Below are 13,015 nucleotides of genomic sequence, written 5' to 3' on the forward strand. Positions count from 1 at the left end.
CATTTTCGGGTATAGTAGTCATCGAGTAGGGTCCTTTCTTGGTGGTCTCAGCAACCCCGAGGATACCCTACTTTTTTATGTTCTGGGAATACTCCAGATCATGGTACACAGACTATTGTACGTCATCGCTAGTGTGCGAATAGGGTAGAAAAATCTACCCTAAAGAGCTGGAATGCGAGTTAGTGTGCGAATAGGGCAGAAAAATCTGCCCTAAAGAGCCGGATGGCGAGCTAGTGCGCGAATAGGGTAGAAAAATCTACCCTAAAGGGTCAGAAGGCGACCTGGAGCGCAAATAGGGCAGAAAAATCTGCCCTATCCAGCGAGGCGAGAGCCGCCAAACAAAAATAAAAGAGCCGGAAAAGTCCAACGGACTTTCCCGGCTCTTTGGCGCGTCCAGCACAAGCTAGGACGCGTTTTCTTCTGACTGGTGAATGCCAGTGCTCGGTTTAATCATTTTGTAACGCAGCTCAATCTCCGTAAAGCCATCCTCGAACGTAATATACAGCTTATCGTTGTACTTCAGCTCTGCTTTGCGCCCAGGCTCTAGTGGCGTCCGCCCAATCGTTACGGTACAGCGCGTGCGATGGGTAACGAACAGCCCGTTGTTCTTGCTGGGCTCGAATACAACGCGGGCAGATTCTGGCACAACTTCATGGACGTGAAGGCTGTCAAACAATTGCTGTAGCGTCACTTTACCTTGCCCGAAGGCGGTTAACGGCCAATACTTCACGGGAATATCGCTGCCGCTTGCGGTAGCGAGGAAATAACCTTCCAGCCGTCCCCGGAACGAGGCTTTGGGCCTGAACCGCCAATAGAGGAAGAATGCACCTGCCAGCAAGATGAGGATAACGCCCCCGACCCGAAGGATTTGATTCCATATGCTCGTGACTTTAACCGATAGCTCGAAGGATGCCGTAAGCCCCTCGGGATCGGTTGCTTTAACCGTCAGTGTCCCATTTCCGGAACGAAGAGGCTCAATTAGGAGCTGATCCCCTTCAACAGAGGCTTGCAGCTCATTGCCATCGTTCGAGACCAACTGATAAGCTAGCTTATCTTGGTTGGCATCCCGGAAGTGATCGCTTAGCAATAAGGTTTTCTTGCCATCTTGTTTGGATAGCGACAAAGTGCTGTTGCCTTTAACTGCTTCTGGACCTTTATTAACTGCCTTGAACGGTGTCCCTTCGACATGCCGGTAAAAGTCTTTGCCGGTCATCTCTACTTTCCAAGCGTACTGCCCGGAATGCGCGAAAGTATGTTTAACCTCGAATTTTTTGCCATCACTAGAGAGTGCCATCGGCAATCGAGTAGCTTTCTTTGAAGCTGCATCAGTGATGATAAGCTCGGCTAGAACGCCTTTATACACATCCCCGTCCTCTAGCGAATGCCCATTTGGCAAAATAAAGCCCGAAGCGAATGCAGTTGGAACGCCTTGCAAAATCTCTTTGCCAGCGGCAGCGTGTGCTTCTAGCTCGTACGTGTTCAGAAGATTGACCTTCACGAGATCCCCTTTTTGCCCCCTAAATTTGAGCTTATAGGTTCCCTTCTTAGGTTTATCGATCTTTAGCACGGAGTAGTTGCTCGACAAATTGTAATGAATATTCGGCGAATCGTAATACAGCTGCGCTTCCTGCAAAGGCCGGTCGGACAGCAGAATAACATTTGCTTCCTGCATGCTGTTATTCGGAATGTTGATTTCCACCTCCTGCAAATTGCCTGTGGCGGTTACTGCTGCGACAGAGACAAGCACCGATCTGAACTGCTCTGCAAAAATTTGGTTAAAAATATCTGGAAGATCATCCGCACTATCTGTCGTGAAAGACTTGCCGCCTGTATCAGCAGCGATCTTCTCGAGCTGTTTGCCATTAACGGTTCCGTCATGGTTAAGCCCGATTGTGTAGATCGGGTATCCGCCGGCTTGCGCTGCCTTCACGGAGGCCGATACATCCCGCTGGGAATCAGCTTCTGTTCGGCTGGTATTCAAGGGGCCAAAGTCCGTCTCGCCATCTGATAATAGAACGACGAATCGATGATTGCCCTCATCCTTGTTCATTAAGCTGGTGCCTTGCCGAAGCCCGAGCCCCAGATCGGTGTAACCTGTTCTGCGAAGGGAAGCTAGCTTATCCTTTAAGGCTTGCCGCCGTTCTTTGATCGATAATGATGTCAGTGGCGTGGATGCGACAATCTGATGGTTATAAGCTGCAAAACCGATTCGGGTTTGTTCCGTTTCCGACAGATCCATAAACATATTAATGACTTCCGTTGCGGTATGGTTCGGATCGGAATCGTTCATGGAATAACTAGTATCTAGCACGAATACAGCGTCATAAGCATCTGATGTCCCGGTGTCGGCACTCATAGGGGAGGCGAAAGGTCCGGTTAGGGCGAGAACGAGCGACGAAAGTAATAGTAGTGATTTTGTTTTTAATCGCATAAAAGTTATGTTATTAACCTCCTTATTAATGTATATATAAGAAAATAATGACTTCAAATCATTCATTTATCTCTCTATTGATAACTTTAGTAAATCTTTAGTATTATTTTCCCTGTTATTGTGATAAGGAGATTGAACTAGTCGATTCCTGTCATTCCGCATCCAAAATCCGTTAAAACCTTCAATTTTACACGCTTATTTTGTACCTATCGGCATTTTTTGCAAGCTATTGAATACATAACCTGACAATTGAGCCTAAAGTACCAAACTCAACCAAGGTAAAAATAGTTATATAGAATCTATTTATATATTATTATTTGACAATTAAGTTAGGGCCTGATTAATATATGTCTCAAAGCCTATTAGGGTAATTTTGTAAAACCCTTAGCGCATCGACAAAACACACTCAAACGGAAGGGGCCACCGTGACGTGGACATTATTCAACAAACGAACCGGGCAATGCTCTTCGAAGAGATTAACCCGGAGAAGCTCGATCTTATTACGCTTGTAGGGGATGTCAAAGGCATTGATAGTTTGAGCGACGATAAGGTGAAGGAAGTTAACCGCCACTTGCTCGTTCGCAGCTTCGATGAATTTTTGGACAAGTTTACGCCGACGGTTTATTCGTTCTATAACGCAGTGAACCAGAAGGTCATGTATACGCTCCAAAAGCCAGAGGGCATCGCAGACGAAGCTATTTCGGAAATCCGCGTCGACCAACAAAATGATTTCCTGAACATGCTCTTCACGCTGATCGATACGAAACGCAGCCAAGGCATCTCGAATGTTGATTTCCGCTTCGAAAATTTGCTAGATATGATTTCGCCGAAGAAGGTTATGGATGATATCCGCCAAGTGCGCAAAGAGATTCACTATTTGCACAGCCAGTACGACAAGCTGGAAGAGGGCGATCCGAAGAAGCTTGATCTTGGCGATAAGCTTAACGCGTTGTTCGAAGATGCGAGCAGCAACTACAACAATGTCATGGCCATGCTGCCGCTTGCAATCGAGGACATTAAGACGCGCCTTCTGCTGGGAGGCTCGCAAGAGGAGAACCAGTCGGAAGCGATCCAGATCGGGATGCTGTCCATTGGCGAGAGCGGTGAGCTGAAGATCATCGAAGCGCCGAAGAACGAAAGCACCGAGCTTATGCTTCTTGATGATAACGGCACGAGCGAGCTGGTTAACGTGTTCGCAGACGACTACGAGTCATTGACGGATACGCCATCGGCATACGTGAAGGACCTGGTCGTTCGCACGTTCTGCCCGCTGCCAGCGGTACAGACGAATGTGGATCTGGATACGGAGGTACGCAATTACAACACGTATCTGGAGTTTTACAAGAACGCCAAGGATGATTTTGTCAAAACGGTTAAGCCGCTTGTCGAGAAAATCTTGGGCGTCAAAATGTTCTTCGATCAATATGCAACGAAAAACAAAGGCATGGCACCGTCGATGCTCATCACGAACAGCCGCCTAGAGATGACAGTGAAGAGTGCGAACATTTCGCGCCTCGAAACGTATCTCAACACGGTCAACGCTAAAAACGATTTCACGGATACGATTTGGTTCGGCATCCTGCCATCGGTCGAGCTGGAGACAGCGGGCAATGTACGCGTAACGCGCGAACGCTTCAGAGGCAGCGAGAAAACGGTCAAGCAAGAAGGCAACACGATCGAATCGCTCGCGATGCTGATGCAGCTTATTGAAGAATATCGCATTCAAGTATTCTTCAACTTCGAGACGGGTGAAGATTCCACGTTCAGCAGCATTGCAACAGCGGGCATCGACAAGTTCATCGACCGTTGTGCGCCGCTGACGCGCAAAACGTACAGTGAATTCTCGATTCCATGCGTGCCGAACTTCACGATTATTCCGAAGGACAAGTCGGGCGTCATTATTGATAGCCGGATGCTCCAGACGGAGAACGGCACTGTACAGCTTTCGCAAGAGAAGGAAGATGTGCTGAAGCTGTGGATCGAGGGTGTTTACGTAGGCGCAGCTTATGTCGCAGCAGGTATCGTAGCCGCTTACCAATGCCCTGAATATTTGCGTGAGCGGTTCAGAAGCGTTAGCAAGGAGTATCCAGGCGTACGCTTCGACATCGAAGCAGGCGACAACGGGCTTCGCGCGGTAACGACGATGGCGAAGGAAATTAGCGGCTTCACGAACACGATCAAAGATTCGATCAACCGCAAAAACTTCGGATTCGTATTCTCTTCCGAGAATGCACAGCTACAAGACAAAGACATCCGGAGAATTACGGTTTATAAAGCGAGAAGCCTGGCGGCATCGGAGAACGGATTTGACTCTGTTTACAAGACGCATGTCAGTACCTATATCGAGCGCCTGTTGCGGTTTCAGACGGGTGACTTCAAGCATGAGAACATCGTTAAATTTTTCAGCAACAACCCAAGCAGCCAGAAGAGCAAATGGCTTGCAACTCGTGGCTTCGTCAACTCGATCATTCAAGATGGCGACGACATGGGCTATGTAATCGACGAGAAAAACAATGTATGCCAGATCGACCTTGTCTACAATGGCAATGTGAAAAATCTGGAGGTCGTCATTACGAAGGGAACTGTGCCGGTTAAAGCGTAACGGCATAGGTACATGCGGTGATAAGGGCGTCCCCTTGCAGCCGCAAGGCCGCCCCTCACATAGATCATAATCATGAAATTTGAGGAGGAAATTGAGTATGGGTTTCAAGCTAAGAGTTGAAGGCGCAGAAGTAATCGAGCTCGGTCTCGACAATATCAAAACGGTGAAGTACGACACAGATACGCCGGATGATTCCAACGCAAGATCGACAGATGTAGGCGCGACGCTTCGCATCTCGGGCAAAATCATCACGTCGACAGACGGCGATTCCGCTGACGACACGAGAAAGCTTGCACTGTGGTCGCTCGTTCCGGCTGAGAAAGCGGACTGCTACCGTAAAGTAACGTTGGAAGTAATCGCGGCTGATCAAGTCGTGCGCAAAATCTCGTTCCCGAACGCGTTTGTTGTGGATTACACGGAAAGCTTCGGCGACACAGAGGGCGTAGGCGAATTCAGCCTGTACATCAAGCAGAAGAAAGACAAAACGGAGTTTGCAAAAATCGACGGCGGCTACCCTGTTTCCTAGGAAAAGGGCAGCACCGTTGATTAACTGAGCGGCTTTCAGCCTTATGGCATTCCGTTATGCGTGGTCTCAAGCACGCATAACGGAAGAAAGCCTTATTGTCATTTTACCACACCGGAGATGAGAAAATGAATGCTTATGAATGGTTAGGTGTCAGTTCGCGTGCGACTGATCAAGAACTGAAGCAAGCCTACCGCAAGATGGCGAAGGAGCATCACCCGGATGCGAATGGCGGTAGCCGCGAAGCGGAGCTGCGGTTTAAGCAAATCCAACAAGCGTACGAGACGCTGCGCGATCCGGAGCGAAGAAAAGAGTACGATGCCCAACTGCAAAGCAAGGCGTCGGGCACGAGTTCCGGAGCGGGCAAGGTCCCGGGCGGCATGGGTAAGCCGCGAGCGCCAGGCGGTACGGGATCGTTCGATCCTAGCCGCATGGCAGCGCAATTCGAACAATTTTTCGGGTTCGATCCGAAGGGCAAGCGCCCGCCCCAAGGGAGCAAGGATGCGGCGCGAAATCCGCTAGATACGAGCGGCATGTTCGAGCGATATTTTGGCGGTGGAGGCAATAATTTTAAAGGCAAGAAATAGCGTGTCCAGTTCGATTGGGAAGGAGGCGGCTATAATGGATAGCTCCCAGGCAGGGGGCGGCAGTGTGAAGAAGAGGGCAGCACGCATCGCGGTCGATTTGATGATCGCGTTGGTTGCAGGGGAAGCGCTCTATTATGCCTATCGAATCAACACAGACCGTAATGTACAGGTTGTAACGGGGATCGTGGCCGTAACAGCAGTTTCCGTATGCCTTTGGAAAGCCTTAAGAAGCAAAGAGCGGTTAAATAGGCGCACGTTAAAACGGGCGGGCAAGAAGGAAGGCATCACGAAGCTCGTACTGCTCGATGAAGAGGGCGAGCGCATTAAGGAATGGCTGCTGCAAGGGGAAACCTCGCTTTTGATCGGGAAAAGCTCCAGCCAGCGGGAGGTTGAGGTCGATCTGGCAGATACCGAATATGCATCGCTCGTCAGCAGCCAGCATGCGGTGCTGAACTATGCGGATGGCGGCTGGTTTATCGAGGATTTAGAATCGCGCAATGGCGTTGGCATTCGCCAATCGGGACGAGGCTCAGCGGTTCGATTGGAGCAGGAAGTGCCGTTCTCAATCGGCGTTGGCGACATGATCTATATTGCAAACACGAGATTGCTACTCAAATAGATGGGGGATTGGAACGATGAGTTTGACCAGATGCCTCAACGGGCACATGTTTAGCACAAGGAAGCACGGCAACGTATGCCCGTATTGCAGCGTTTCGGTAGAACCGGCAGCCGTTAAGATGGATAAGCGGCCTTCGGTGCAGCCTGCGGAAGATGAGAAAACGATGCCCTACATCGGGGAGACGAGGGGCATTGACCCTGTAACAGGCTGGCTCGTTTGCATCGAGGGGCCGCAGCAGGGGCAAGATTACCGCATCATGTCGGAGAAAAACTTCATCGGGCGTGCCGAAGAGATGCATATCCGGATTATTGGGGATAACGCAGTGTCACGCCGCAACCATGCGGTCATCGTATACGATCCGAAAAAACGGAATTTCTATATGCTGCCAGGGGACGCGTCAGGGCTCGCTTATCACAATAATGAAGCGGTGTATTCACCGGTAGAATTAGCGGCATATGACGTGATTCAGCTTGGGCGAAGCAAGTTTCTGTTTATCCCATTATGCGGCGTCCACTTCGAGTGGGATCATAATTCGGTGTAGGGCATGATGAATCAATTGGCTAATGGGGCTTGGACGCCATACTACATCATGCTTGCTTTTGCGGCAGGCATCCTATTGCTTCTGCTCATTCGCGCGAAAATTCGCAGCTTTGATTTTCCCGCTAAGGCGAGGTCCAGAGTAACGATTGGCAACGGCCAGACGATTGGCGCCCGGAGCGAGCAGGATGACTATTTTGCCAGTGCAGAAACGCCGGTTGGCACAATTGCTGTGCTTGCTGACGGCATTAGCGGCCTTGATCATGGCAGAATGTCGAGCATGATGGCGGTATCGACGTTTATTAAACGATTTATGGCAATGGAACCGGGCGAGGATGTGCCAGCTTTTTTGACCACTGCAGCGAAGCAGGCGAATCGTGAAATTTTGCGCGAGCTTGCAGGTGCAAGGGGCGGGACAACGCTCGTAACGGCGCTGATCGACGGAGACCTGCTTTATTGGGGAGCAGTTGGCGATAGTGTTCTCGTTATTTATCGGGACAAGTCATTCCTGCCTGTTAATCGGAAGCACACGCTAGAGCTGCTGCTTGAGAAGCGTGTGTTATCGGGCGAACTGACGAAGGAAGCGGCGATGGAGGATCCAAGGCGCAATCAGCTCGTTAATTACTTGGGCTATGAGCTGTTCGACAATATGGATATCGGGGATGCGCCATTCCAACTGCGCCGCGGCGATAAAGTGCTGCTCATGAGCGACGGCATCTACAATGCACTGTCCGAGATTGAGATGGAAGATATATTAAACGATAGCGCAACGCCGGATGAGGCCGCCGAACAGATGATCGAGCGGATCGAGAACAAGCGGATTAGGCATCAAGACAATGCGACGATCATCATCGTAGAGCCATCCATTTGAACAAAAGCAGCAGATGATGAGGGATAGGGAAAGCGGAGGTAAGGATGCGGAAGGAAAACAGCGAGCTTAAAACGGCTTTCGTGTCGGAAGCGGGAACGTTTCTACATAACCGGGATTACTTCGCTTTTGTCGAGCTTGATGATATGGCTTGCTGGATCGCGGTCGACGGCATCGATGCGGACAATGAGACGAATACAGCGGAGATGGTCGTCCGCATTCTGATGGAAAGCTTCACCGAGAAGCCGACGATGTCGCGAAAGCAACTGAAAGAATACGTGCTGGAGGCGCATGATTGGCTGCGGTACGAGAGCCGGCGGGTGCGGTTGAAGGCAAGCTTGGTTATGGTCGTGACCGACTATACGCGCATGGTATGGCTGACGGCCGGCAATGCGCGGCTTTATCATTTTCGCGGAGGCAGGCTCCTTGAGAAAAGCAAGGACCATAGCTTGGCCCAGCGTTTAACGGAAGATGGAAGCATCGCGATCCATACTGCGGATGAGCATGAGGAACGGCATAACCTGCTGCAGTATATGGGTGCGCCATCTGAAATTTCGCCAACCGTTTCTAAGCGAAAGCAGCTGGCTGAGGGCGATGTTTTGCTGCTCTGTACGCATGGCTTATGGGAGCTTGTTGATGAGACGGAAATGCTGGATTCGTTGCATGAGGAGAAGGACGCTGGCGCATTCGTGGATCGGCTGGAGGATGTTGCATTAAGCAAGCAACGGCCGGTTGTGCCGAATTATACAGCGGCCGCAGTCATTGTGAATAAGCCGTTTCAAGAGGAGAAGAAGAGCAAGAAGCAGCTGGTGAAATGGATCATCGTGACGATGATCCCGCTTATTATAAGCGTCAGCTTGTTGCTCTATTTCAAGGGCCGTGCAGCGGCGCGCACAGCCGAGACGGTACAGCTAATGATGCAAAGCGGGCAAGAGGGCGATGCGTTCGCGGAAGATGAGAATTATGCGGAAGCGCTTAAATCGTACAGCGAAGCGCGTGCGGCTGCTAATAAAGTGAAGGACCGCGCACATGGCTTGCTGTACAGCAAGAAGCTCAAAATCGCGCAGACGATTGTACAAGCAGATGGTTATGTGAAGGATGGCAATTATGCGAAGGCGGTCGAGCAGTATAAGAAGGCTAAGAGCGATGCAGCAAGCGACGGGCATTACGACCCGGCGGAGCTGGATAAGCGAATCGCATCCGCTGAAGCATTTGCCAACGTGCAAGCGATGGTGAAACAGGCCGATCTGTTGGCGGAAAGCCAGCAATACAAAGAGGCAATCGCGCTGTACTTGAAAGCAAGGAAAGCGGCGACCGAAGCGTCCTATCCCGGAGGCGGCAAGGACATCACGGAGAAGCTGGAAGATGCGAATGCAAAGGTCGCGGCAATCGATAAGGACAAGAAGAAGCTGCTTGGCGAGCTGAAGGAGCAGAAGGCGGACCGCTATTTTGCCCAAGGAGATTACGAGGCTGCTGGCGATAAATATGCGGAAGCGCAGGAGATGTTCCAAGAGATCGACATGCTGGATAAAGTGCTGGCTATGGAACGGAAAATCGCCAAAGTCGATGAAAAGCTGCATCCGCCAGTGCCATCAACGCCAGCCGTAGATCCGGCTGGAGCAGGTGCTGGAACCGGTGGCGGGGGCGAAGCTGGAGCAAATGGCGGCGACGGTGGCCTTGTTGGCACCGACACGCCAGATTCGGTCGATGATCCAGCAGGGGCAAGCGAAAATGGAGCAGACGGCAAAGCGTAGGGGGGATCATGGATGAAGGAGCTCGTACGGGAACGGCTCGCCTCGATGGGCGATCTGGAGCAGCGGAAGCTGCTCAAAGGGATCGTAAGCGAATTGTTTCTCAATCTCGTGGAGCATCAAGAGACTATGCTAGACCAGCTCGAGCGGCGGGTGTTCGATGAGCTAGAGGATTCGGGCGATGGCCATGATGTATACGTCACGGCATGCGCCCGGGCGGATGTTGATCCGATCCATGATTATTTGTACCCGATGATGCCAGGCGATGAGCAAGAGCAAACGTATGACTTAACCGCAATTGTATCGGCGCTTCAACGGCGTGAGCCGGTTAAGCTGTTGAAAGTGTTTATGGCGTGCGATTACTTGCGATTGAAAGAGCTATACGCTAGCGGCCGGACATTCCGGGGCGAGCTTGTTACAACAAGCGGACGCAGTGCGATTACAGCAAGGCTAGAGCCATGCGGCGATTATATCGCGGAGATTGAGAAGCTGTATCGCGTGTTTCTGCGTAACGGCCTAACTTGGAAAACGGTGTTCCATCCCTATGCGAATAAATTCGCTAATGTCGTGCTTGTCGGCTGCGACCGCGTGCCTGAGGCGAACGAAGAGATTTTGGAGCTAACCATCGATTGTGAAGAGTACGAGCCGTACAAGCAGCTAGATGTTGTGCCGCTTTGGAATATTGAACGCATCGTTATAAAAAACAGTGGTTTTCCAGTGCCGGCAAGGGACCATGTCCATTACGAGCATGTATTGTCTTTGCGTAAGCTGGGCGAGGAAAATGGCTATTTGGTCGATGCGGATGAAGGCGACGTCAGGTATGTGAAACGTTCAGCCGATGAGCTGACAATCGTAACGCCGAGGGAGAAGTCCGGCCTTTGGGAAGTGTTGAAGCTGGCGAAGCCGAAGCCGCAGCGTATTGGCGATATGGCGTTCGACATGTACTCTAACCGCCGAACGAATGATTTTATAGGGCGGTACGCGCGCCGCCAGCCGCATGTCGTACGCGCGAAGGGCGAATTAATTCGGATCGCCCGGTCGTTCGTCGACGCGGTAGCCATCGAGCTGATCGACACTTCCATTGAGGAGCGGCAGGCGGCAGCATCGCAGACGTATGGGATGAATCCTTTTATCGATGACCAGGTTCGGACCGTAACGGACAAGAAAGTGATGCGCCTAACGTTCCGGCAGAGCCAGCCGAGCGATCAGGCTCGGCTGATGCAGCCGGAAATTAGCCCGTTTATACGCTATGACCTGATGAGCTTCGTCGTCTCGGAAATCCAGATGTATTTTCCTGAATATGAATGCGAAGGGGTATGGTCTTGAATTACATATGGGACCTGATGATTCGGGCAGCCAATGCCGGGATGGACAAGCGGGATATCACCTTCGTGCCGGCCCGGTCATACTCGCCATACATGGAGCTGAGCTTGCAGAACTTGAACGCCTCGGCTGCGGAAACGGTCGTTGAGGTCAATCCTTATTATCGGTTCGAGCATATATTCAGTGCTTGGCTGGACCCCAATGTCGAGGAATACGATGAGCTGCGCTACCAGCTGTTCGACCTGATTATGCATCAGCTTGCCGATATTGATATCGTCCAAGGCATGTCCCGCCAGGAATATTACATTCAATTTATTTTGCGGGATATGGAAGAGGGAGCGTACGGCGTTCGCGTCAGCGAGCGGATTGGCATGTTCAATCAGTTGGAGCGCGACGGCATTGCCGCTAATCTGCTTGGGTTGTACCAGACAGGCGAAGCGCTGTATTGGCTAAAAAATACGATGCGCAAAGTGTTCAAGCGTTCGACGATCTATGCGATCTGCGAAGAGAAGGACGAGCTGATTTTGTATGTGGGGCAAGAGGAAACGGTTGAATCACGTGCGAAGGTTGAGCTGATTCTGGATCTGTTCCTGCCGGTTCGGTTTCGGACGGAGCTGTATTGGAGCCGGCATTTTGGCATTCTTGGCGTCGAAGATACAATGCGTCTTGACACGATGGCGCTCTATTGAATGAGGACTGGGCAGAGGAGAGGAATCCGATGAATAGGAATGGTCGCGGTTATTCCTATAAGTTATATAAAAGCGTGACAGAGCGGACGGAGCCGGGATACGGCGCAGCCCGCTACTCGCGCAGCCAGCTGGAGGAAATGACAACCTACCAGCTGCGCAGCATTTGCACGAGAGAGAAGCTAGTGGATGGCATTGCCCATTCCCTTGATCGGGAAGACATTATTCGTACCGTGCTCCGATTTCGCAATGCAGAGGAAAGCTTGCTTATTCGCGAGCATGCAGAAGGCGGCTTCGAGCGGGTGAGTGCGGCGCTTCGCGCTTACCTAAGCACGGCCGTGCAATCGCTAGAAGCGATTCGGTTGTCCGCAGTCATTACCCTCTACGCTGGCTTGCGCACGGATAGCCGTGACGGCTATCTCATCGAAGCGCCGGCGGATGGGGCGTTAACGGAATCCAATGTCATGCTCGTGGATGGCAATGGCGAGCTGTGCGGCATTTTGAACGCGGTGAAGGAAGGGGACAAGCCGGGTGTCTACAGCTTGCATGTCGATAAAGGGGCTGAGCTGCGGCGTACCTCGAATCGGAATCACAGCTTGTTATTTTTCCGCAAGCGCGATTCGGATTACTTGTACCGGACCTATTATGAGCGGCATCCGCAGCCGCCGATCCATCTCCATTATGGCAAAATTCCGGTAGCAGAGCTGGATGTTCGCCAGCTGGAAGAGACGAATGCGGTGCTGACGGTCGATTTTGGCACTTCAAATACAGCAGCGGGCGCTTATCTGGATGCTGCATATGTGTCTGAGCCGGATCGGCGGGGGATGCAAGCAGGAACAATTCGGCTAGGCGCCATCAACTGCGTCACGTTTCCGAATGAAGAGAACGAGGACCCAGAATGGATTGAAATGATGCCGACGGTCGCAAGCGTTGCCGATTGCTCGGATCCATCCGCTATCCGCTTCGTTTTCGGCCAGGAAGCGTTGGAGTTAGTGAAGCGGGCGGGCTATGCAGGGCATGCAACGGTATTTCGCAATATGAAGCGTTGGGTGAATGGTTACGACAAGCTCGAAGAAGTGACCGATCCG

At 51.4% G+C, this 13,015-nt stretch carries 10 protein-coding genes and 1 pseudogene; 10 read left to right on the forward strand and 1 reads right to left on the reverse strand.

Features of this window, described 5'->3' with window-relative positions; genetic code table 11:
* Positions 1 to 403: 403 nt before the first annotated feature.
* The gene (locus tag GON22_RS24945) at positions 404 to 2,356 is read right to left on the reverse strand and encodes a vWA domain-containing protein (protein ID WP_237179341.1); all 1,953 of its coding nucleotides are present in this window, start codon (positions 2,354 to 2,356) and stop codon (positions 404 to 406) included.
* 505 nt (positions 2,357 to 2,861) lie between these two features.
* On the opposite strand from GON22_RS24945, the gene GON22_RS24950 reads away from it, so the two are divergent.
* From GON22_RS24950 to GON22_RS24995, 10 genes and pseudogenes are all read left to right on the forward strand, one after another.
* Complete coding sequence (locus GON22_RS24950) at positions 2,862 to 5,033, forward strand: transcriptional regulator (protein ID WP_160398790.1); 2,172 nt, start codon at positions 2,862 to 2,864, stop codon at positions 5,031 to 5,033.
* A 97-nt stretch (positions 5,034 to 5,130) separates the two neighbouring features.
* Positions 5,131 to 5,559 (forward strand): membrane-associated protease 1, encoded by a 429-nt coding sequence (locus GON22_RS24955; RefSeq protein WP_160398791.1) that lies wholly within the window; start codon positions 5,131 to 5,133, stop codon positions 5,557 to 5,559.
* Positions 5,560 to 5,684: 125 nt separating this feature from the next.
* Positions 5,685 to 6,143: a J domain-containing protein gene (locus tag GON22_RS24960; RefSeq protein WP_160398792.1), complete on the forward strand. Its 459-nt coding sequence runs from the start codon at positions 5,685 to 5,687 to the stop codon at positions 6,141 to 6,143.
* A gap of 34 nt (positions 6,144 to 6,177) precedes the next feature.
* Positions 6,178 to 6,762, forward strand: coding sequence for an FHA domain-containing protein (locus tag GON22_RS24965; RefSeq protein WP_237179342.1), 585 nt, complete (start codon positions 6,178 to 6,180; stop codon positions 6,760 to 6,762).
* Between the two features lie 16 nt (positions 6,763 to 6,778).
* Complete coding sequence (locus GON22_RS24970) at positions 6,779 to 7,303, forward strand: FHA domain-containing protein (RefSeq protein ID WP_160398793.1); 525 nt, start codon at positions 6,779 to 6,781, stop codon at positions 7,301 to 7,303.
* Between the two features lie 6 nt (positions 7,304 to 7,309).
* Entirely contained in the window at positions 7,310 to 8,170 is an 861-nt protein-coding gene (locus GON22_RS24975) for a PP2C family protein-serine/threonine phosphatase (protein ID WP_160398798.1), read from the forward strand.
* A 44-nt stretch (positions 8,171 to 8,214) separates the two neighbouring features.
* The gene (locus GON22_RS24980; protein WP_160398794.1) at positions 8,215 to 9,921 is read left to right on the forward strand and encodes a serine/threonine protein phosphatase; all 1,707 of its coding nucleotides are present in this window, start codon (positions 8,215 to 8,217) and stop codon (positions 9,919 to 9,921) included.
* Between the two features lie 12 nt (positions 9,922 to 9,933).
* Positions 9,934 to 11,244, forward strand: coding sequence for a normocyte-binding protein (locus GON22_RS24985; protein WP_160398795.1), 1,311 nt, complete (start codon positions 9,934 to 9,936; stop codon positions 11,242 to 11,244).
* Entirely contained in the window at positions 11,241 to 11,930 is a 690-nt protein-coding gene (locus tag GON22_RS24990) for an iron-dependent peroxidase (RefSeq protein ID WP_202113496.1), read from the forward strand. Before GON22_RS24985 ends, GON22_RS24990 begins: the two co-directional genes overlap by 4 nt.
* Positions 11,931 to 11,959: 29 nt before the next feature.
* Positions 11,960 to 13,015, forward strand: a pseudogene (locus GON22_RS24995) (molecular chaperone); the annotation flags it as partial.

The organism is Paenibacillus sp. MMS18-CY102 (assembly GCF_009789195.1).
GTDB lineage: Bacteria > Bacillota > Bacilli > Paenibacillales > Paenibacillaceae > Paenibacillus_T.

Excerpts from the sequence above, each read along its gene's own strand:
- GON22_RS24985 (WP_160398795.1), top strand. The coding sequence starts at position 9,934 with ATGAAGGAGCTCGTACGGGAACGGCTCGCCTCGATGGGCGATCTGGAG.
- GON22_RS24945 (WP_237179341.1), bottom strand. The coding sequence starts at position 2,356 with ATGAGTGCCGACACCGGGACATCAGATGCTTATGACGCTGTATTCGTG.
- GON22_RS24955 (WP_160398791.1), top strand. The coding sequence starts at position 5,131 with ATGGGTTTCAAGCTAAGAGTTGAAGGCGCAGAAGTAATCGAGCTCGGT.
- GON22_RS24960 (WP_160398792.1), top strand. The coding sequence starts at position 5,685 with ATGAATGCTTATGAATGGTTAGGTGTCAGTTCGCGTGCGACTGATCAA.
- GON22_RS24970 (WP_160398793.1), top strand. The coding sequence starts at position 6,779 with ATGAGTTTGACCAGATGCCTCAACGGGCACATGTTTAGCACAAGGAAG.
- GON22_RS24965 (WP_237179342.1), top strand. The coding sequence starts at position 6,178 with ATGGATAGCTCCCAGGCAGGGGGCGGCAGTGTGAAGAAGAGGGCAGCA.
- GON22_RS24980 (WP_160398794.1), top strand. The coding sequence starts at position 8,215 with ATGCGGAAGGAAAACAGCGAGCTTAAAACGGCTTTCGTGTCGGAAGCG.
- GON22_RS24975 (WP_160398798.1), top strand. The coding sequence starts at position 7,310 with ATGAATCAATTGGCTAATGGGGCTTGGACGCCATACTACATCATGCTT.